General features: G+C 60.7%; 22 protein-coding genes and 1 tRNA gene. 14 read left to right on the plus strand and 9 right to left on the minus strand.

The genetic code is table 11. The annotated features are described in order from the left end of the window. Positions 1 to 107 precede the first annotated feature (107 nt). Together RCCGE510_RS08840 and RCCGE510_RS08845 are read left to right on the plus strand one after the other, a co-directional pair. Entirely contained in the window at positions 108 to 1,709 is a 1,602-nt protein-coding gene (locus tag RCCGE510_RS08840; RefSeq protein WP_037078192.1) for a serine hydrolase, read from the plus strand. Positions 1,710 to 1,822: 113 nt separating this feature from the next. Further along, positions 1,823 to 2,098, plus strand: a complete 276-nt coding sequence (locus RCCGE510_RS08845; protein WP_007629172.1) for a hypothetical protein — start codon at positions 1,823 to 1,825, stop codon at positions 2,096 to 2,098. Positions 2,099 to 2,263: 165 nt separating this feature from the next. On the opposite strand, the gene RCCGE510_RS08850 is transcribed toward RCCGE510_RS08845, so the two are convergent. The 5 genes from RCCGE510_RS08850 to RCCGE510_RS08875 all read right to left on the minus strand — a co-directional run bounded on the left by RCCGE510_RS08850 (position 2,264) and on the right by RCCGE510_RS08875 (position 6,310). After that, positions 2,264 to 2,701, minus strand: a complete 438-nt coding sequence (locus RCCGE510_RS08850) for a DUF1489 family protein (RefSeq protein ID WP_007629173.1) — start codon at positions 2,699 to 2,701, stop codon at positions 2,264 to 2,266. 189 nt (positions 2,702 to 2,890) lie between these two features. Further along, positions 2,891 to 4,294, minus strand: a complete 1,404-nt coding sequence (locus tag RCCGE510_RS08855; protein ID WP_007629174.1) for an L-serine ammonia-lyase — start codon at positions 4,292 to 4,294, stop codon at positions 2,891 to 2,893. 433 nt (positions 4,295 to 4,727) lie between these two features. Next, positions 4,728 to 5,138, minus strand: coding sequence for a nuclear transport factor 2 family protein (locus RCCGE510_RS08865; RefSeq protein ID WP_007629176.1), 411 nt, complete (start codon positions 5,136 to 5,138; stop codon positions 4,728 to 4,730). Between the two features lie 81 nt (positions 5,139 to 5,219). Continuing rightward, positions 5,220 to 5,813 (minus strand): NADPH-dependent F420 reductase, encoded by a 594-nt coding sequence (locus RCCGE510_RS08870; protein ID WP_007629177.1) that lies wholly within the window; start codon positions 5,811 to 5,813, stop codon positions 5,220 to 5,222. Positions 5,814 to 5,869: 56 nt separating this feature from the next. Beyond that, positions 5,870 to 6,310 (minus strand): Rrf2 family transcriptional regulator, encoded by a 441-nt coding sequence (locus tag RCCGE510_RS08875; RefSeq protein WP_007629179.1) that lies wholly within the window; start codon positions 6,308 to 6,310, stop codon positions 5,870 to 5,872. Between the two features lie 135 nt (positions 6,311 to 6,445). Between RCCGE510_RS08875 and RCCGE510_RS08880 the strand changes: the two genes are divergently transcribed. Both RCCGE510_RS08880 and RCCGE510_RS08885 read left to right on the plus strand, forming a co-directional pair. Then, positions 6,446 to 7,210: a DUF599 domain-containing protein gene (locus RCCGE510_RS08880; protein WP_007629181.1), complete on the plus strand. Its 765-nt coding sequence runs from the start codon at positions 6,446 to 6,448 to the stop codon at positions 7,208 to 7,210. Then, on the plus strand, positions 7,210 to 8,199 hold the full coding sequence (locus RCCGE510_RS08885; protein ID WP_007629183.1) for a DUF1624 domain-containing protein: 990 nt from the start codon (positions 7,210 to 7,212) through the stop codon (positions 8,197 to 8,199). The genes RCCGE510_RS08880 and RCCGE510_RS08885 overlap by 1 nt, the downstream gene beginning before the upstream one ends. Before the next feature lie 12 nt (positions 8,200 to 8,211). Here the strand turns inward: RCCGE510_RS08885 and RCCGE510_RS08890 are convergent, their stop codons facing one another. Both RCCGE510_RS08890 and mgtE read right to left on the minus strand, forming a co-directional pair. Beyond that, positions 8,212 to 8,604 (minus strand): MerR family DNA-binding transcriptional regulator, encoded by a 393-nt coding sequence (locus tag RCCGE510_RS08890; RefSeq protein WP_037078194.1) that lies wholly within the window; start codon positions 8,602 to 8,604, stop codon positions 8,212 to 8,214. Positions 8,605 to 8,668: 64 nt separating this feature from the next. Beyond that, a complete protein-coding gene (mgtE, locus tag RCCGE510_RS08895; protein WP_007629185.1) occupies positions 8,669 to 10,084 on the minus strand; it encodes a magnesium transporter in 1,416 nt (471 codons plus the stop codon). 251 nt (positions 10,085 to 10,335) lie between these two features. Here mgtE and RCCGE510_RS08900 point away from each other — a divergent pair, with 251 nt between their 5' ends. The 3 genes from RCCGE510_RS08900 to RCCGE510_RS08910 all read left to right on the plus strand — a co-directional run bounded on the left by RCCGE510_RS08900 (position 10,336) and on the right by RCCGE510_RS08910 (position 12,157). Continuing rightward, positions 10,336 to 10,830, plus strand: coding sequence for a peptide deformylase (locus tag RCCGE510_RS08900; protein WP_007629186.1), 495 nt, complete (start codon positions 10,336 to 10,338; stop codon positions 10,828 to 10,830). A 122-nt stretch (positions 10,831 to 10,952) separates the two neighbouring features. Further along, a complete protein-coding gene (locus RCCGE510_RS08905; protein ID WP_007629187.1) occupies positions 10,953 to 11,462 on the plus strand; it encodes a BON domain-containing protein in 510 nt (169 codons plus the stop codon). Positions 11,463 to 11,791: 329 nt separating this feature from the next. Beyond that, a complete protein-coding gene (locus RCCGE510_RS08910) occupies positions 11,792 to 12,157 on the plus strand; it encodes a hypothetical protein (protein ID WP_007629188.1) in 366 nt (121 codons plus the stop codon). Positions 12,158 to 12,332: 175 nt separating this feature from the next. On the opposite strand, the gene RCCGE510_RS08915 is transcribed toward RCCGE510_RS08910, so the two are convergent. Then, positions 12,333 to 12,977 carry a methyltransferase gene (locus tag RCCGE510_RS08915; RefSeq protein ID WP_007629189.1) on the minus strand — a complete coding sequence of 215 codons (645 nt, stop codon included), beginning with the start codon at positions 12,975 to 12,977 and terminating at the stop codon, positions 12,333 to 12,335. A gap of 164 nt (positions 12,978 to 13,141) precedes the next feature. After that, positions 13,142 to 13,861, minus strand: coding sequence for a lipoyl(octanoyl) transferase LipB (gene lipB, locus RCCGE510_RS08920; protein ID WP_037078197.1), 720 nt, complete (start codon positions 13,859 to 13,861; stop codon positions 13,142 to 13,144). Positions 13,862 to 14,043: 182 nt separating this feature from the next. Here lipB and RCCGE510_RS08925 point away from each other — a divergent pair. The 7 genes from RCCGE510_RS08925 (at position 14,044) to RCCGE510_RS08955 (ending at position 20,283) form a co-directional block, all read left to right on the plus strand. Further along, positions 14,044 to 14,128: transfer RNA gene (locus RCCGE510_RS08925), tRNA-Leu, on the plus strand. 128 nt (positions 14,129 to 14,256) lie between these two features. After that, positions 14,257 to 15,216 (plus strand): DMT family transporter, encoded by a 960-nt coding sequence (locus RCCGE510_RS08930; RefSeq protein ID WP_007629191.1) that lies wholly within the window; start codon positions 14,257 to 14,259, stop codon positions 15,214 to 15,216. A 64-nt stretch (positions 15,217 to 15,280) separates the two neighbouring features. Further along, complete coding sequence (locus tag RCCGE510_RS08935) at positions 15,281 to 15,985, plus strand: hypothetical protein (protein ID WP_007629192.1); 705 nt, start codon at positions 15,281 to 15,283, stop codon at positions 15,983 to 15,985. 91 nt (positions 15,986 to 16,076) lie between these two features. Next, a complete protein-coding gene (locus RCCGE510_RS08940; RefSeq protein WP_007629193.1) occupies positions 16,077 to 18,098 on the plus strand; it encodes an acetyl/propionyl/methylcrotonyl-CoA carboxylase subunit alpha in 2,022 nt (673 codons plus the stop codon). A gap of 108 nt (positions 18,099 to 18,206) precedes the next feature. Then, positions 18,207 to 19,334, plus strand: coding sequence for an S-(hydroxymethyl)glutathione dehydrogenase/class III alcohol dehydrogenase (locus tag RCCGE510_RS08945; RefSeq protein WP_007629195.1), 1,128 nt, complete (start codon positions 18,207 to 18,209; stop codon positions 19,332 to 19,334). Further along, positions 19,334 to 19,819 (plus strand): GNAT family N-acetyltransferase, encoded by a 486-nt coding sequence (locus tag RCCGE510_RS08950; RefSeq protein ID WP_007629196.1) that lies wholly within the window; start codon positions 19,334 to 19,336, stop codon positions 19,817 to 19,819. The genes RCCGE510_RS08945 and RCCGE510_RS08950 overlap by 1 nt, the downstream gene beginning before the upstream one ends. Beyond that, the gene (locus RCCGE510_RS08955) at positions 19,816 to 20,283 is read left to right on the plus strand and encodes a YaiI/YqxD family protein (RefSeq protein ID WP_007629197.1); all 468 of its coding nucleotides are present in this window, start codon (positions 19,816 to 19,818) and stop codon (positions 20,281 to 20,283) included. Before RCCGE510_RS08950 ends, RCCGE510_RS08955 begins: the two co-directional genes overlap by 4 nt. The last annotated feature ends 105 nt before the right edge of the window (positions 20,284 to 20,388 follow it).

A 20,388-nucleotide genomic window follows, 5' to 3' on the forward strand; every position in this document is an offset into this window, starting at 1 on the left:
ATTCATCATAAACGGATTGGTAACGCCCAATCGGTAGATTTGGAAGACGGGCTGTACGGCGGGAGGTGTGCGGTTCCTGCCGATAGTTGAAGTGTCAAATATCTGAAATGCAAGCGAAGAGTGGAATAGTGTCAAGGTCAGTCTCCCCCGTATCATCGTCCCGATCCGGCAGCTTTTTCGCCAAGCTGCTGGCGATCCTTTCGGTGGCCGTCACGATTATCCTGGTCGATTCGGTAAGCGCCGAAGCTGAAGCGGCGAATTCGAAATATGCAGGCATCGTCGTCGACGCCAAGACCGGCAACGTTCTCTACAGCGAGAATGCCGACCGGCTGCAATACCCGGCGTCCCTGACCAAGATGATGACCATTTACATGACCTTCGAGGCGCTGGAGCAGGGTCGTATCCGTCTCGATACGCCGGTTCCCTTCTCCGCTCATGCGGCGGCCCAGGCGCCGACCAAGCTCGGCGTTCGCGCCGGCGGCACGATCACCGTCGAGCAAGGCATTCTCGGTCTCGTCACCCTGTCAGCCAATGATGCCGCAACCGCGCTCGGCGAAATGCTTGGCGGCGGCAGCGAGGATCGTTTCGCCCAGTTGATGACCGCCAAGGCGCATGCGCTCGGCATGACACGCACCACCTATCGCAACGCCAACGGCCTGCCGAATACCGCGCAGATGACGACGGCGCGCGACCAGGCCCGCCTCGGCATCGCCCTTCGCCAGCATTTCCCGCAATATTACGGCTATTTCTCCACCCGCGCCTTCAAGTTCGGCACTCGCACGATCCGCAGCCACAACCGCCTGGTTGGTTCGGTGCGTGGCGTCGATGGCATCAAGACCGGTTATACCCGCGCTGCCGGCTTCAATCTGGTCAGCTCGGTGCAGGTGGATGGCAAGTCGATCGTCGGCGTCGTGCTCGGCGGCGCCTCGACGCCTGCCCGCGATACCCAGATGCGCAACCTGATCGCCACCTACCTGCCGAAAGCATCGAGTCGCGGCGGATCGTCGGCGCTGATCGCAGAGGCGGCCCCTGCCCCGGCGATGATCGAGACACCTGCTGCGGTCATGCCGCAGAAGACCCAGCAGAAGGCCCAGCCGCAAATGGCCCAACAGCAGGTCGCAAAAACGATCACCGCAGCGCAGCCGCCGGTTTCGGCTGCCGTCGCCGATCTCAGCCTGCCGCACAAAGGCCCGCTGCCGGATGCGCGTTATCAGGTCGCCGAGACTGAGGTTGCCTATATCGAGACCGCTCAGGCGAAGTCCGACAACCCGCTGGTAGCCCAGCCGATGCCGGCGCCGACCAAGGTCAAGACCACGACCTTCAAGCAGCAGGCATCGCTCGCCGTGCCGAAACCGGCACCCGCTGCCATGCCGCCGGAACAGGGCGATACGGCGGTCGATAATGTCACCACCGCTTCGACCACCCCGACCTCGACCAGTGCCGCTTCAACCAACAATGGCCCGGCCGGCTGGGTCGTACAGGTCGGCGTCTCGCCGAGCCGGCAGATGGCCATGGATCTCCTGGAGAGCGCCAAGAGCAAGGGCGGCAAGGCATTGGCCTCGGCAAAGCCTTTCGCAGTCGCCTATGCCGCTGGCGGTGATCAGCTCTATCGCGCCCGCTTCGGTGGTTTCGACGACCAGCGCGATGCGGTCAATGCCTGCAAGGCCTTGAAGAAGGCCGGCATCAAGTGCTGGGCGGCTGCCCAATGAGCTATTCGATGCTGCCTGCACGATGGCCGGCGGCATCGGCAACGGCCGGAATCGGTGCTTGCGTTTCCGGCCACCGTTCTTGAACTCGATCAGTGTTGCGTACGGGGAAGACAATGGCAATCAATGAGAATGTTCCGGGAATGCCTTCAGACCGCCGCATGCCGGCCAAGGGGCGTTCGTCGCTGCATCCGTTGCACGAGGCTGCGTTGCGGCTGGCCGAAATGGGCCTGCAGCGGCCCAAGGCGAAGTCTCCGAAGACCCGCGATCTCATCAATCTACTGCTTTGCCATGGTGCCCGCGCCTGGCGCTATTCCCAGCCCGAGGCCCGCATCCATCTGCATGTGACCTCGCAGAACGGCAGCGCGCCGGTGCAGCTGCGCCTGCGCTGATCTGCAGACTACCGCTTGCAGGGAATCGATTTTGTTTGTCGGAAACGCACTCAGGAGCATGATGCCGAAAACTGTGAGCCGTTTTCTTATGACATTATGCTCTAACATCTTTGATGTAGAACAGGATTCATATTTCAGGCCGGCCGGGCCTGAAATCATCCTGTTCTAGAGCAGGCCAAGTTCCGTCAGCTCGCGGCGAAGGTCCGCCGGCATTTCGACAATACCGGCCCCAAGGCTCATCAGGTCGCGCGGCACATCATCTTCCGTGTAATAACGCCAGCCCTGGAAGGGGCGCTTCGGCTGCACGGCCGTCTCGATCACCTCCGGGCCGAGCATCAGGCGGCAACGCGAAATCCCCTCGCCGTCGGTGAAGGTCTCGATGTCGAGCAGCCTCTGGCGCGCCTGCACCTGGCCTTTGATCACCCAATAGAGCGAACCGCCGTCAAGCAGCTCCTCCATGCGTTTCGGCGCCATGCGCGTCGTGTGTACCGAGTGCGGCTCGAGCCCGGCGGCGATGGCGCGCAGCGAACGTTCCGCCACCCATTCGCGCAGATCGTCTATCGAGTCGGCGCCGACGCAGAGTTTGATGAGATGCAATGCCATGCCGCCGTTGAAATCCTTTTGGCAGCGGGCGTCAAGCATCGAAAGCAATTCCAGGAAAAGTGTGAGGCGGTTTTCCCAGGCAAAGCGCAAAGCGCGCTTTTGCCGGGAATTGCGTAAAACAAAACCTTCGAGCGGGTCAGCGCTTCCGTGAAGCGCTGACCCGCTCTAGTGCATCCGAAGTCCACAAACTCAACACTCGACGACGTTGACGGCAAGGCCGCCGGTTGAGGTTTCCTTGTATTTCTCGCTCATGTCGTGGCCGGTCTGGCGCATCGTCTCGATACAGGCATCGAGCGGCACGAAATGCTGACCGTCGCCCTTGACCGCAAGGGATGCCGCAGTGACGGCCTTGACGGCGCCGAGCGCGTTGCGCTCGATGCAGGGAACCTGCACCAGGCCTGCAATCGGATCGCAGGTCATGCCGAGATGATGTTCGAGCGCGATCTCGGCAGCGTTCTCGATCTGCTCCGGCGTGCCGCCCATGACGGCGGCAAGGCCAGCGGCCGCCATCGCCGCTGCCGAGCCGACTTCGCCCTGACAGCCGACCTCGGCGCCCGAGATCGAGGCATTGTGCTTGATGATGCCGCCGATGGCCGCGGCCGTCAGCAGGTAATCGCGGATGCCGTTCTGATCCCAGTCCTCGTGGAAATGCTCATAGTAGCGGATCGTAGCCGGGATGACGCCGGCCGCGCCGTTGGTCGGCGCCGTGACGACGCGCCCGCCGGCGGCATTCTCCTCGTTGACGGCCATCGCATAGACGCTCAGCCAGTCGTTGGCGAGCAGCGGGTTGACGCGGTTGCTGCGCCACTCCTCCTCCAGCTTGTCGTGGATCCTGCGGGCGCGGCGCTTGACGTTGAGGCCACCCGGCATGATGCCGTCGACCTTGAGGCCGCGCTCGATACAGGAGCGCATCGCATCCCAGATGCGGTCGAGCCCCGCGTCGAGTTCTTCTTGGCTGCGCTGGCTCTCCTCGTTCGCCCGTTTCATCTGCGCGATCGACAGGCCGGAGCGTTCCGCCATCTCGAGCATCTGTTTTGCGGTCGCGAAGGGATAGGGTACGCGCGTTCCGCCGGCCGCGTTTTTCTTCGCCCGCATCTGTTCCAGCTCGGTGTCGGTGACGACAAATCCGCCGCCGACCGAATAGTAGATGCGCTTGACGAGCAGCCGGCCATCCCTGTCAAAGGCGGAAAACACCATGCCGTTGGCATGGCCGGGCAGCGGCTGCTTCTTGTCGAAGATCAGGTCAGTCTTCGGCTGAAACTGATAGGCGGGATGGCCCTCCGGCGTGATGCGGCCGGTGCGTTCCACCGTATCGACGATGCCGTCCATGCGATCGGGATCGACGCTGTCTGGCGCTTCGCCCATCAGCCCGAGAATGACCGCCCTGCCGGTACCGTGGCCGATGCCGGTATGGGCAAGCGAGCCGTGCAGGCTGACCTTGATCGCGACGACCTGTGCGCCCGATGACGGGCGCGGCCATTCGTCAGACAGGATTAGATCGAGAAACCGGTTGGCGGCCGACATCGGACCCATCGTGTGCGAGCTCGACGGCCCGACACCGATCTTGAAGACATCGAATACCGAGAGAAACATGGATGCGCCTTCTGATTACAAGGATGCAAGCTTAAGCAATGCCGGTTTTCAATCCGTGCGGCACACCGACATCGCATGCAGCCGGTGCGACATTCCGCCAGCATACCAGAACGACACAGAGCAGACCCAGGCCAAGCCGCAATGCGCAATCGGGTTTGATCACGGATTGTCCGACGATACACCCGAATGACCGCCGGAGCCGTGACAAACACTCTTCTCACTGAAGCAACAGCTGTGCAAGGCGTGATGCTGGTTGAGCCGCGCCACGTCCCTTACCACTTGGCTCCGGATGCCCCTTTCCTGATGACAAATGATGTTCGTTGCCATCCGTAAAACTCTTTTCAGCAAGCTCCCACTCCGGAACTACCGGCGGCGCGTGTTCGGTGACGGCAGACCGTTTGACGGCAAAGCGGTGTTCTCATCAGCGCGCTGCTCAGGCTGTAGGACTGGTCTTGGTAGTGCAATATCGCGCAATCTGCCACGTTCCATCAACCGCTTTGCGTAGTAGGAACAGCTCCTCGTATGTCGCTGGCGTGACATCGCCGGTCGCCTTGATGGTCTCGGTGCCCTTGGTGGCGCTCCGGACGAAGGCCCAGTCGGCGCTGGTTTGCACGACCTCTTTGATTTCATAGGTCATGTCGAATCCCACTTTCTCGAAGACGCCGGGATAGACCATGGCGAGCGTGTCCTTGCCCACTGCCGCCGGCCTGCCGGGAGCCATTAATACGCCATCAGCGGCGTATGTCGCTATCACGGCGGCGGCGTCGGCGCGATTGAACGCGGTCAAGTAGGAGACCGCGGTCGTTTCGATAGCGGCCAGTTCTTCATTAAATGCTTCGCTCATCACCATTCCCTCAAATGCCGTGATAAAGATAGGAGCGGGGCTGCAGACGTCGCCCGGCTCCTGATGTTGCCTCAATGCTGATCAGGGCTTGAGGATGAGGTTCAGGCCCTGCAGGTTTTCACCGAACTGCTGTAGCCGACCGCCTTCCTGAATTCGGCCAAGATCGACTGCCGCGTAGCCAAGTCGGCCAACGAGGGCAGCGACCGACTTGCGTGCTTCGGCATCGTCGCCCGACACGAAGATGACCCTTCGGCCCTCCGCCTCGCTCGGATCTTCATCGAGGATCGCGGCACGCAGGGTGTTGAAGGCCTTCACGACCCGCGCACCTGGCAAAGTCTCGGCTACGATGTCGGAAGAAAGTCTACCGTTTAGGTCTGTTGGACTGAAATCACTGAAGTCGATGGCGTTGGTCGCATCGATCACCGTGCGGCCGGACCAGTCGATCTTGTCCGCGAACTCGGGCACTGTCGTGTACAAGACGGCTAAGATGATTGTGTCGGCCTCCAACGCTTCCGGCAGATCGACTGCCCGGACGTGAGGACCGAGCTCTCGAACCAGTTCCCCCAATGAGGAAGCGCCGCGGCTATTGGTGATCGTCACGTCAATTCCGTGAGCGGCGAAACGCCGCGCTAGGACCGAGCCGATGGCACCTGACCCGATGATAGAGACAGCCATATTGTTCCCCTTCAGATAATGTGTGTCACCGACACAATTACAGTTATACACAAGTATTAACTTGGCATCCTGAAATCACCTCGCTGCGCTATGTCCGCCGCTATGTCCGCCACTGTCACCTGTGCCAACTCTGCTTCCAGAGCGGCTTGCGCCTTATCCAAGGTTGGACGCAGCACGTTTTGAATGTTTCGTCCAACCAGGCAGACGCTGTTTGGTGGAGAGCGATGCATGGAGAACAACTCGCTGTCCTCGACCGCGCGATAGACATCCAACAACGCAATGTGGGACGGCTTCTTGGCAAGCAATGCCCCACCGCCAGCGCCGAGCTGCGCCGTTGTGAAACCAGCATCGGCCAGACCCGACAATAAGGACCGAATAACGGTCGGGTTTGTGTTGACGCTGAACGCCAGATCCTCCGAACGCACGGGTCGCCCCTCGTTGATCGCCAAGATCGCGAGAGTATGGACGGCCACGACGAAGCGAGTACTGGTAGGCAACGGTTATTCCATCCGTTAGTGTGTATGCTACTTACATACATATCGGAATGATATGTCAAGGCTGCTCGCTGGAGTCATTGCAGCATTTCGATGCATATGTAAGGTGGCCGCACTTATGCGGAGACTGAATCACTGATGACGACGGCGGACTATATCGCTCTGGCCTTCTTTGCCTGCGTCTGGATGGGTTATTCCTGGCTGCTGCATGGCCGCACTTTCTTCGGACGCACCAGCCTCACCCATGCGATGATCGAACGGCGGCGGGAATGGATCTATAACTCGCTGCGCCGCGACCTGAAGATGATCGACACGCAGATCATGGCGGGCCTGCAGAATGGCACCGCCTTCTTCGCTTCGACCTCGATCTTCGCATTGGGCAGTTGCTTCGCGCTGCTCGGGGCGACGGAGAAGGTCGACGCCGTTTTCGCCGACCTGCCCTTCGTCTTGCATGGCGGCCATGCCGTCTTCGAGATGAAGGTCGGCGGGCTGGCCGTGCTGTTCGGCTACGCCTTCTTCAAGTTCGGCTGGTCCTATCGCCTGTTCAATTACTGCACCATTCTGTTCGGCTCGATCCCGATGCTGCGCGATGCCGAACGCGACGTCATTGCCGCCGAGCGGGCCGCCGAACGGGTCATCCGCATGAATGTCATTGCCGGCAGCAATTTCAACGAAGGCCTCAGGGCGATCTTCCTGTCGATCGGTTATCTCGGCTGGTTCATCAACCCCTATGTCTTCATGTTGACGACGGCGATCGTCATCTTCGTTCTGACACGGCGGCAATTCTTCTCGCAGGCGCGGCTGGCGATCATGGACGCCGGCCCGCCATCGAACCTCCACCTTTCCGCGTATGGCCGCGACACGCCGTCGAGCGACGGACGTGATTTGCCCGAGGGACTTTGATGACATTGCCGGCAACGCAAGCCGATGCGGCGGTAAAGCCGCCGCGCATCGGCCTATTGGACACGGCGCGCGGTCTCGCTCTGATCGCCATGGCGAGCTATCATTTCAGCTGGGACATGGAATTCATGGGCTATCTCGCGCCGGGCACGGCCGAGACAGGCTGGCTGAAGATCTATGCCCGGGCGATCGCCACGACCTTTATCTTCATCGTCGGCATCAGCCTGGTGCTCTCGAGCAAGCCCGAGGTCCGCTGGCCCGCCTTCTGGAAGCGTTTCGGCATGATTGCCGCGGGAGCCGTCGTCATTTCGATCGCCACGCGCATCGCGATGCCGAACGAATGGATCTATTTCGGCATCCTGCACTGCATCGCGGTGCTGACCCTGATCGGCATCGTTTTTTTGAGATTGCCGCTCGCCGTCACGCTCATTGCGACGGTAGCGCTTTTTGCCGCCTGGCTTACTGATAATTTCGGCACACCCGGCCTGCTTCGGTCATCCTTCTTCGATCCGAGATATCTCGCCTGGATCGGCCTTGCCGTGATGCCGGAACGGTCCAACGATTACGTGCCGCTGTTTCCCTGGGCAACGCCTTTTTTTGCTGGATTGAGTTTCGCCTCGATCGCCATCAGAACCAACCTGCTGCATCGGCTTGCCGCCATCGGCACCGGTTCCTGGTGGCCGGCAAGGCTTGGCCGCCACAGCCTGGCCTTCTACCTCATCCACCAGCCGGTGCTGATCGCCATCGCCTACGGGCTGTCCCTCGTCGTCCCGCCGCAGGCGCCGGATCCGGTCGCGACTTACCTTAGGCAATGCAACACCTCTTGCGTCATGCAGCAGGGCGAAGCGCTCTGCCACAGCTTCTGCCAGTGCACGCTGGAGAAATTGCAGACTCAAGCCCTGTTCACGCCGCTGCAGGCGGGCGCGATCGATATACAGAATGACGAGCGGGTGCAGACGATTGCCGCCGAATGCAGCGCCGAGGCGGAATAGCGCCCGTTGCGCTCAGGTGGTGACGCCGATTTCGGCGAGGCGGCCGAGGCAGGCCTCTTCGATATTGTCGAGTTCCACCAGCGTGTCGTCGATATCCTTGCGCTTCTGGCGCAGATCGTCGCGCTTCTCGTCGACGCGTTTCATCAGCAGCTTCAATTGACCGAGTTCGCCCGGTGGCTCCTTGTAGACCTGGATGATCTCGCGGATCTCCGCGATGGTGAAGCCGATGCGCCGGCCGCGAAGGATTTCGCCGATGAGCCGTCGGTCGGCCTGGCGGAAGAGCCGGGTGCGCCCTCGCCGTTCCGGATGAATAAGTCCCTCGTCCTCGTAGAAGCGAAGCGTGCGCGTCGAGACCCCGAATTCCCGCGTCAGCTCCGTTATGCTATAAAATTTGTTCACCGGCATGGGTTCCCCGTCATGAACCGGCGATAATATTGACTTTTACGTAATAGTCAATTTCGTCGGTTGCTCAGATGCCGAACCACCATGTGGCGATGCCGAGGAAGGCGAAGAAGCCGGTACAGTCGGTCACCGTCGTCACGAAGACCGAGGAGGCGATCGCCGGGTCAGCCCCCACCTTATCGAGCAGCAACGGCAGCAGGATACCGGCAAGGGCTGCCGCCATCAGATTGATGATCATCGCCGCCGCGATCACCCCGCCGAGCTGGTAGTCATGGAACCAGCTGCCGGCAATCAAGCCCATGATCGTCGCGAAAACGATGCCGTTGAGGATGCCGACACCGGCCTCCCTGCGGATGATGCGGCCGGCATTGTAGATGTCGAGATCGCGGGTGGCGAGCGCGCGCACCGTCACCGTCATCGTCTGCGTGCCGGCATTGCCGCCCATCGAGGCGACGATCGGCATCAGCACCGCAAGTGCGATCATCTTCTCGATCGAGGCGTCGAATAGGCCGATGACGCTGGCCGACAGCATTGCCGTGCCGAGGTTGATCAAAAGCCACAGGAAACGCGAACGCGCCGTCGAAAGCACATTGTCCGACAGCTCTTCGTCACCGACGCCGCCAAGGCGCTTGATGTCCTCGTCCGCCTCCTCGTGGATGACGTCGACGACGTCGTCGATGGTCAGAACGCCGACCAGCCGGCCGTTCTCGTCGACGACGGCGGCCGACAGAAGGTCGTACTGTTCGAATAGCTGGGCGGCCTCCTCCTGGTCCGTTTCAGCCGGGACAGGATGGTTGGTCTCGCGCATGATCTGCTCGATCTTCGTCTGCCGCTTGGTACGCAGGATCTGGTCGAGAGCGACGGCACCGAGCAGCTTGAAGGTCGGATCGATGACGAAGATCTGCGAGAAAGAATAGGGAAGATCTTCCTCGTCGCGCATGTAGTCGATCGTCTGTCCGACCGTCCAGAACGGCGGAACGGCGACGAATTCCGTCTGCATGCGGCGCCCGGCCGAGCTTTCGGGATAGTCCAGCGCCCGACGCAGCCTTACCCGCTCGGTAAACGGCAGCTGAGCGAGGATCTCTTCCCGGTCTTCCTTGTCGAGATCTTCGAGAATGTAGACGGCGTCGTCCGAATCGAGATCGCCGATCGCGGCGGCGATCTGCTCGTTCGGCATCTGATCGACGATCTCGCGGCGGATCGCCTCGTCGACCTCGGTCAACGCCGTCATGTCGAAATCGTCACCGAGCAGGCGCACCAGCGCCAGACGCTGGTCCGGCTGGATCGCTTCCAGCAGGTCGCCTATCTCCGATTCATGCAGCCGGGCAACATTCTGGCGCAGGAACAGCGTGTCGCGGTCGGCGATCGCGGCGCCGACCAGCGCCAGGAAATCGCTGCGGACATTGCCGTCCTCGTCGTAGATATCGGCTTCCTCTTCCTCGGAACGCCTGCGGATGCGGTCTTTGCCATCGGTCGTCGTCATCTGCCGCCCTCGCATCCGGTTCGAATTTCAACGACTACAGCGCCACATTCGCAAATGTCGGCGAAAACACATTGTCAACAAGCAGATAAGCCGGTCCCGCTCGCGGCTTCCGCGGTGGGAATTCATGGCTTCTGCTAGCCCAAAGCATCCCTGCCGTAAAGCCGCAAACCTGCCTCATGATGACAATGCCCGCGGCCGGCGATAGTTTCGCCAGCTGTCCGAACCCCGTCTAGGCAAAGAAAGCCCGCCCTATGCCCATCCGTCCGATTCTGCGCTATCCGCATCCTGGTCTGAAGATCGTCTGCGCGCCGGTGACAGCCTTCGATTCGTCGCTCGCCGAGCTTGTCGACGACCTGCTGGCAACGATGCGGGCGGCGCCTGGCGTCGGCATCACCGCCGCCCATATCGGCGTCTTCAGCCGGGTTACGGTGCTGGAGCTCGACGAGACGGACGGCGTGCGCCTCTATGTCAACCCGGAGATCACCTGGTTCTCGAACGAGACGATGCGCCATGCCGAAGGCAGCGTCTCCATGCCCGGCGCCACTGAAGAGGTCACGCGCCCGCGCGCAATCCGCTTCCGTTACCAGAATGCCGAGGGCATCGTACACGAGGAGGCAGCCGAAGATTTCCACGCCATCTGCATCCAGCACGAGGTCGACCAGCTTGACGGCATTTTCTGGCTGCAGCGCCTCTCACGGCTGAAACGCGACCGTCTCGTGAAAAAATGGGAGAAAGCGTCAATCTGACAATCAGGGCCCACAATCAAGACTGACAATCAAGCCTGACAAATCGGCTCCCGCACCGAACCATTCGCCACTGCCGGCGTTTCCCGCAGAGAAACCCCTCAGCGAAAAAAGGAGCGACCGCAATGGCAAGGATCGGTGACAAGACCCAGTTTTCCAGGGAGAAGCCTGAGCTTTCCCGGGAAGAAGATTATCGCGACCTCGAGGAACGCAATCTCGACGACGGCTGGCCCTATGCCGACGGCACCGGCGCCGACCCGGCGAACCGCCCCTATGGCGAGACCGCGGCAAATTTCGACAGCGACCCCAACAAGGGCTTCCGGATCGACGGCACGGATGCAGACGGCAACGAGAACCGCCTGAAGGATTCGCTGCGCGCCGATACCATCGACCGCGATGAAAGCGACGACCTCGAAGCACGGGTGAACGATCATCTGGAATCCATCCCCGATGTCGACATGGACAGCATCGAAGTTCATGCCGACGGGCACGTCATCACCCTGGAAGGTTCGGTGGAGACGATCGGCATCGCCCGTAAGGTCGAGCTCAGTGCGCTTTCAGTCGATGGCGTCCGCCATGTCCGCAACAAACTGCAGCTGACCGGTGTCGACGCGCATATCCCGAACGAGGACTGATCGCGCACCAATATGGAAGTGATGCGGGAGGCATTAATGCCTCCCGGCCACCAATCAAAATTTTAGTCGGCCAACATTACCAAAAGTTAACAATTTCAGATTGCATCGTAATATGTTTTTTTGGAATGCCGCACTTAGCTCTTTTGCGTAGGCGGCTCCTGTAACAAGAACGTCAATTTCGTTGACAACACTGTGATTTCATTTGGACAAAAGGTCGCGGCCATGCCGCCAACTTATCACAAAATTGCCTGAATTGGGGCGCGAACTCGTGGGTGCCGAGGGTTAGTTTACGTTTGTGAAATTCAACAGCAGATTGAGGAGATAGACCCATGCGCATCAAATTTGCCCTTGCCGCGTCACTGTTCGCCGTCAGCCTTGCAGGCGCTGCCTTCGCCCAGCCGACATATTCCGACGACTATACCAACGATAGCGACGGCTTTTCACCGAGCCCGATGTCGAAGCCGGCCCCGCTCCACTACACCAACCACAAGGCCCCGGCCTATTCCAGCGATTATACCAATGACAGCGACGGCTTCGCCCCGAGCGCGATGGCGGCCCCTGCCGTCGACAAGACCGCAACGGCGAGCATCAACGCCCTGCCCCCATGTCACTCCATGGTTGGCCCGAGCGGCTCCCACACCAAGGGTGCCGACAGCGGTGCCTCCCGCACCGACGCGTGCCGTGCGACGCACTGATCCAATAAATTGACCGAATAAAAGAAAGGGCCGGTTTCCGGCCCTTCTCTTTTTCATTCCGCTCTTTTTCGTCTTAGAAACTGTCTCGTAAAGTGTGCCGCGGCCTTGCGATAAAGACATGCGTGAAAACAAGACCTAAAGCGTGACAAGCGAATCCGAAAAATCGCGACACGCTCTAGAAAACGAATGGAACCAGCCGGTAGCGTGTCGTGGCCATGAAGGCCGTGTAGGCAGGATCCTGCTGGAGCAGACGCTCCTCCGCCAACAGGCGCAAACATTGTGCGGCAAGCGCCGTTGCATAGATGGAAAAATTCCAAAGGCTCGGGTGAGCCATGAAGAAGCCGATATGTGTCATCAGATAACCCGCATACATCGGATGGCGGACAAGCTTGTAGGGTCCGCCGATCTTGACACCGCGATTGGCCGGCACCAGGCCGAAGCTTCGCCGCAATGACAGCTTTGCCGATATCTGCAGCACGAAACCGAGTGCCATCACCGTGCCGCAGAGTGCGAGCGGCGCAAGCGGCTCTGTCGCGGACGGTGAGACGAGCAACGGGAAGAGCGTGCCGATGGCGGTGACCATCCAGTCAAACAGGCGCAGCGACGCATTTCTCGTCGGCCGGCGCGTCAGGATCAGAAAGGCGGCGGCCGCCTCGGAGACCAGCAGCAGGCCGTCGATGATTGCCCTGTTGTCCTGCATCTGCGGCAGCATACGCATGACGATCGCAACGAAGAAATAGCCGATGAGAACTTTCTCGAGAATGTCGAGAATGAAATACACGTCGAAGAATGACCAGCTTGCCGCTGCCTGTTTTTTCATTATTTGCAACTCTTCCGCATCACGAGATTGTCGTGTCGTATACATGCGCCAGCGCTAATAATAGGTTAAGGCTTTCGCTCTTACCTGCTGGTGCGGAGGTTCTTCCTGCCGATTCTCACCGCAGCATCTAGCGGCGGTGAGAGGCCAATTGCCGTCGGGACCGGTCAGTTTTCGCTGATTGTTTCGCCGAAAACCGCCTCGAAGGCGGTGCGTAGCCGAATATCGACATCAGCCATCATCACCAGCAAGCCAAGATCGACGAGGCTGGTGACGCCATAGGCTGAGATGCCGCAGGGCACGATGCCGCCGAAATGATCGAGATCGGGATCGACGTTGAGCGACAATCCATGGAACGTCACCCATTTCCGCAGCCTTATGCCGAGGGCGGCGATCTTGTCTTCTGCCATCGTCCCATCGGCAAGCAATGGCTTTTCCGGCCGGCGCACCCAGACGCCGACGCGATCTTCACGTCGTTCACCCCGCACATTCATCATGTCGAGCGTGCGGATGACGACATCTTCAAGCGCGGCGACAAAGGCGCGCACGTCCTGGCGCCTGCGCTTCAGGTCGAGCATCACATAGGCGACGCGCTGACCAGGCCCATGATAGGTATATTCTCCGCCGCGCCCCGTCGCAAAGACCGGAAAACGGTCCGGCTGGACGAGATCCCTGGCATTGGCGCTGGTGCCGGCGGTATAGAGCGGCGGATGTTCGACGAGCCAGACGAGCTCATCACCGCCATCGGATATCGCTGCTACCTCGCGCTCCATCGTCTCCACGGCCTCCTCATAGGGAACGAGGCCATCGGCGATGCGCCAACGCACTGGGCGGGTGCCTAGATTCGGGAGCATGGAGAATTCGAGATCGGTGCGAAGCATAGCCATTCCTTGCCGCTCTCCCCGAAATGCCTGACAAAAGGGGGCGGCAGGACAGCTATATGGACCCGTTTCGGGGCCAATTCAAATGCTGTGACCGGTTTTGAAAAAAACTGTCATATCGCCCTTGTGCACCCCAAATGCTTTTGCTACATGCTGCCCCGCCGACGCAAATCGGCACCTACCACGATGCGGTCGTGGCGGAATTGGTAGACGCGCAGCGTTGAGGTCGCTGTGGGGCAACCCGTGGAAGTTCGAGTCTTCTCGACCGCACCATCTCCCTTCGGGGAAACGCTTTCTAAGCGACGATTTCGATTTCACCTCGAAGCTATTTGCGGTTGCTCGGCTTGATCGACCGGCCGTCTCATGGTTGATGGCGTCATTTACGCCAAGAATCGGCCGCCATGACAGAGCATCCAGCCCATCAAAATTCCCTGCAGGGCATGGCGATCATGTCCGGCGCCATGCTGATCCTGCCGATCATGGATGCGATCGCCAAATACATGGCGACCTTCGAGGCGATGTCACCCGGTCAGGTGACCTTTTACCGATTCTTCTTCCAGATCGCCTGCACCCTGCCGATTCTTTTCGCCCTTTTTGGGCTGAAGGCGCTTTCGGCAAAACGGCCGTGGATGAACCTGCTGCGCGGCGTGCTGCACGGTGGCGCGAGCCTGCTTTTCTTCGTCGCCGTCAAATACATGCCGCTTGCCGATGTCTTCGCCATCTATTTCGTCGAACCCTTCATGCTGACGGCCATGTCGGCGCTGTTCCTCGGGGACAAGGTCGGCTGGCGGCGCTGGATGGCGATCGTCGTCGGTTTCGGCGGCGCGATGATCGTCATCCAGCCGAGTTACGAGATTTTCGGCCTGAAGGCGCTGCTGCCGGTCGCCTGCGCTTTTCTGTTCTCGCTCTATCTGTTCCTCAACCGCGCCATCGGTGAGGCCGATTCGCCGCTGACCATGCAGACGATGGCCGGCATCGGCGGAACGGCTTTCATGGCAGTGGCCCTTCTCGTCGGAAGCAGTTCCGGCAATGTCGATTTTGCCGTCTCTCTGCCCGCCTCAGGTCTCGGTCTTGCCCTGCTTCTCGCCCTCGGCTCGATCTCGGGATATGCGCATATGCTCATCGTCCGGGCTTTCCGCCTTGCACCACTGTCGCTGCTTGCACCGTTCCAATACTTCGAGATCATCTCGGCGACCGTTCTCGGTTATGCGCTGTTCAATGATTTCCCCAGCTTTTCCAAATGGATCGGCATCTTCATCATCGTCGCATCAGGTCTCTTCATCATCTGGCGCGAGCGGCTGCAAGCGCAATCGTTAAAATCTTCCTCACCCCGGGAATATCGGGTTAACTCCTCTTCTTGAGGGATCGTCAATTCGCAGGCGCTAAAACTGTCTCCGGCTTCATGATGAAGCCTGGAGCTAAAACATGAGCGAATTTCGTCTCGCTTTTCCGGCCTGTGTCGTGGCCGGCAAGCATCGGCTGACGGCCGAAGATATACTGCTATTGCGCAAACATGCTTTTCCGGAGGGTATCCGGACATCCGACGATGTCGTGGCAATGTTGGCGCTCAACAATTCCTGCCCTGAAAAATGCGCTGCCTGGAACGCTTTCTTCGTCGAGCAGCTCGCCGGTTTCATCGTCCATTACACCTATCCGCAAGGCTCGCTTGATGAGATCAACGTCGCCTGGATCATGCGCATGTTCACGACCGACGGCGTCGTCAACTCGGCGCTGGAACTCGAGCTCATTCTCCACATCATGGAGATTTCGACCGATGTCCCGGGTGAGTTGAGAGCGCTCGCCCTCGACCAGCTCCGTGTGGCGATCACCGACAATATCGGCGGCTACAAGCTGTCGCGTGCCGTCGATCGCCGGGGCATTACCCGCCAGGACGTCGATTTCGCCATGCGTATCTTCAGAAGCGTCGCCGAAGGCGATGTCATTCCCGTCTCGTCGGTCGAATACGGCGTGCTCCAGCAGATCGAGCAGGCGACGCTGCCCGGCGCCAATCATCCGCACTGGGCCGGCATCATGGCCGCCGTCCAGCTGCGCGACTATGCCGAGCCGCGGCGCAGCCGCTGGCTGCGCATCGTCGACGAGGAACCTGTCTCGCAGGCAGCTGTTGCCTGACACTGCTCAAGCCTGCCACTCCTCAAGCCTGATTGTGCGTTCCGGTGTTTTATGCGTAAAACTCCGGAACGCATTTCTGGGTGGAGTCTCGATGTTCAAGAAAATCCTGATCGCGAATCGCGGCGAAATCGCCTGCCGCGTGATCAAGACCGCGCGCCGCATGGGTATTTTGACCGTTGCGGTCTATTCGGATGCGGATCGGGACGCACTGCATGTCGAGATGGCCGACGAGGCCGTGCATATCGGCCCGGCCGCAGCCTCCGAGAGCTATCTGGTTGCTGAAAAGATCATCGCTGCCTGCAAGGCAACCGGCGCCGAGGCGGTGCATCCGGGCTACGGCTTCCTGTCCGAGCGCGCCTCCTTCTGCGCCGAACTGGAAAAGCAGGGCATCGTCTTCATCGGCCCGAAGCCGAAGGCGATCATGGCGATGGGCGACAAGATCGAATCGAAGAAATTCGCCAATGCCGCCGGCGTGTCCACCGTGCCCGGCCATCTCGGCGTTATCGAGGATGCCGCCCATGCGGAGGTGATAGCGGGCGGGATCGGTTATCCCGTCATGATCAAGGCATCGGCCGGCGGCGGCGGCAAGGGCATGCGCATTGCCTGGAATGAGTCCGAGGTGGGCGACGGCTTCGAGCGCGCCCGCTCGGAGGCGAAGAGCTCCTTCGGCGACGACCGCATCTTCATCGAAAAATTCATCGTCGAGCCGCGCCACATCGAGATCCAGGTGCTGGCCGATGCGCATGGCAACGTCGTCTATCTCGGCGAGCGCGAATGCTCGATCCAGCGGCGGAACCAGAAAGTGGCGGAAGAGGCGCCCTCGCCCTTCCTCGACGAGAAAACCCGCAAGGCGATGGGCGAACAATCGGTGGCCTTGGCGAGAGCGGTCGATTACCAGAGCGCCGGCACCGTCGAATTCATCGTCGACCGCGACCGTAATTTCTATTTCCTCGAAATGAACACCCGCCTGCAGGTCGAACATCCCGTGACTGAACTCGTCACCGGCATCGATCTCGTCGAGCAGATGATCCGTGTCGCAGCGGGAGAGCCGCTTCCCCTCACCCAGGAAGACATCAGGCTCGACGGCTGGGCGATCGAAAGCCGGCTCTATGCCGAAGACCCCTATCGCAACTTCCTGCCCTCGATCGGCCGCCTGACGCGCTACCGCCCGCCGGTGGAAGGCCGCAGCGGCAATGTCGTGGTCCGCAACGATACCGGCGTCTTCGAAGGCGCCGAGATCTCGATGTACTACGATCCGATGATCGCCAAGCTCTGCACCTGGGCACCGACGCGCAGCGAAGCGATCGAGGCCATGGGCCAGGCGCTCGACGGTTTCGTCGTCGACGGGATCGAGCACAACGTCCCCTTCCTGTCGGCGCTGATGAAACATCCGCGTTGGCGCGAGGGCCGGCTGTCCACCGGCTTTATCGCCGAGGAATATCCCGACGGTTTCGCGCCGATGAAACCGGACCGCACGGAAGAGGCGATGCTTGCCGCCATCGCACTTTCCGCCCGCCTGATCGAAACGAGCCGGCGCGAGCATTTCGCCGATCGCCTGCGTGCCGCATCGGGCGCGCTGGCCGAGCACTGGGTGATCAAGATCGGTGACAACTACGTCGCCGCAAGATTGCTCGATGGCCTCGTCACCATTCCCTTCGATATGGACATGGAAATCGAGGGGGCGATTGACGGCGAGAGCATGAGCGTTGTCACCGATTGGAGACCGGGCGATCCGGTCTGGAGGGGCAAGGTCGGCGGCCGCGATATCACCGCGCAGGTCCGCCCGGTCCTCAACGGGTTGCGTCTCGACTGGCAGGGGCTTTCGGTGACGGCCAAAGTCTTTTCCCCGCGTCATGCCGAGCTTGATAGGCTGATGCCGGTGAAGCTGCCGCCCGATACCTCCAAACTGCTGCTCTGCCCGATGCCCGGCCTCGTCGTTTCCATCGCGGTTGCCGAGGGCCAGGAGGTCAAAGCCGGCGAGACGCTTGCGATCGTCGAGGCGATGAAGATGGAAAACGTGCTGCGCGCCGACCGCGATCTCGTCGTCTCGAAGATCAATGCCGCGGCCGGCGAAAGCCTGGCCGTCGATGCGGTGATCATGGAATTCGCCTGAGCGGAAAAGGCCGGCGGCCGTTTTCGCTTGAGCGCGGCTCGCCGACCGTGCCAAGGTCGCCCCAATAAATTGCCAGGGAGCCAATAAATTGCCAGGGAGATTGTGAAGATGGACGTTCGCGCCGCCGTTGCCGTTCAGGCCGGAAAACCGCTCGAAGTGATGACCGTGCAGCTGGACGGCCCGAAGGCCGGCGAAGTGCTGGTCGAGGTCAAGGCGACCGGCATCTGCCACACCGACGACTTCACCCTGTCTGGCGCCGATCCGGAAGGCCTGTTCCCGGCCATCCTCGGCCATGAGGGTGCCGGCATCGTCGTCGATGTCGGCCCCGGCGTCACCTCGGTCAAGAAGGGCGACCACGTCATCCCGCTCTACACGCCGGAATGCCGCGAGTGTTATTCCTGCCTGTCGCGCAAGACCAATCTCTGCACCGCCATCCGCTCGACCCAGGGCCAGGGTGTGATGCCCGACGGCACCTCGCGCTTTTCGATCGGCAAGGACAAGATCCATCACTATATGGGCTGCTCGACCTTTGCCAATTTCACCGTGCTGCCGGAGATTGCGCTGGCCAAGGTCAATCCCGACGCCCCCTTCGATAAGATCTGCTATATCGGCTGCGGTGTGACGACCGGCATCGGTGCGGTGATCAACACCGCCAAGGTCGAGATCGGTTCGACCGCCATCGTCTTCGGTCTCGGCGGCATCGGCCTCAACGTGCTGCAGGGCCTGAGGCTGGCCGGCGCCGACATGATCATCGGCGTCGACATCAACAATGACCGCAAGGCATGGGGCGAAAAGTTCGGCATGACGCATTTCGTCAATCCGAAGGAGGTCGGCGATGACATCGTGCCCTATCTCGTCAACCTGACGAAGCGCAATGGCGACCTGATCGGCGGCGCCGACTATACGTTCGACTGCACCGGCAACACCAAGGTGATGCGCCAGGCGCTCGAGGCCAGCCATCGCGGCTGGGGCAAGTCGATCATCATCGGCGTTGCCGGCGCCGGCCAGGAGATCTCCACCCGCCCGTTCCAACTGGTCACCGGCCGCAACTGGATGGGCACTGCCTTTGGCGGCGCACGCGGACGCACCGACGTGCCGAAGATCGTCGACTGGTACATGCAGGGCAAGATCCAGATCGATCCGATGATCACCCACACCATGCCGCTCGACGACATCAACAAGGGCTTCGAGCTGATGCATTCGGGCAAGAGCATTCGCGGCGTGGTGCTATATTGATGGCTTCGACGACCTACACGGCCGACCTCAAGACCTTCGATGAGCTGCTTGCGCGGGAGCTCTACGACCTTTTGAAAATGCGCGTCGATGTCTTCGTCGTCGAGCAGAACTGTGCCTATCCGGAACTCGATGGCAAGGATATCGATGCCCTGCATCTGCGGTTGCTGGAGAGCGGCGAACTCCTGGCTGCGGCGCGGATCCTGACACCGCGCGAGCCGCATGATCCGTCAAAAATCGGCCGCGTCGTCGTCTCGCCGGCCCATCGCGGCAAGCGCCTCGGCGATGCATTGATGAGCGAGGCGATCTCCGCTTGCGAGCGGCTTTATCCGGCACACCCCATTGCCTTGTCGGCGCAGGCCCATTTGCGCCGCTTCTACGAATCCTTCGGTTTCATCGTGACGTCGGCGGAATATCTGGAAGACGGCATTCCCCATATCGATATGGTCCGCCAGCTGGCCATCCAGCCGTCAAGGATATTGTCATGATCTATGTCGATGCCGATGCCTGCCCGGTGAAGCCGGAAGTGCTGAAGGTCGCCGAACGCCACGGTCTCGAAGTCACCTTCGTTGCCAATTCGGGCCTGCGCCCGTCGCGTGATCCGATGATCCACAATGTCATCGTCTCCAACGCCTTCGACGCCGCTGACAATTGGATTGCCGAACGCGCTGGCGCGGGCGACGTCGTCGTCACCGCCGATGTACCGCTCGCCGTGCGCTGTGTCGCCACCGGCGCCTTTGTCAGCGGCCCGACCGGACGCGTCTTCGACGAGACCAATATCGGCATGGCGAGCGCCATGCGTGATCTTGGCGCGCATTTGCGCGAAACCGGCGAGAGCAAGGGCTACAATGCCGCCTTCAGCCCCAAGGACCGTTCACGCTTCCTCGAAACCTTCGATCGCCTCTGCCGCCGCGCCAAGAGCCTTTCTGCCGAGGCTGGTGGGAACTCGTAATTCCACCCTCAAACCCGCATGAAACGGGTGGCATAGCGGCCATGCGGATTCCTACCTTGAACACAACCGTTCCCACACGCATATAGGGATTATCGCAGACGACTG

Origin of the sequence: Rhizobium sp. CCGE 510 (genome assembly GCF_000292525.1) — a bacterium.
In the GTDB taxonomy this organism is placed as follows: Bacteria; Pseudomonadota; Alphaproteobacteria; order Rhizobiales; family Rhizobiaceae; genus Rhizobium.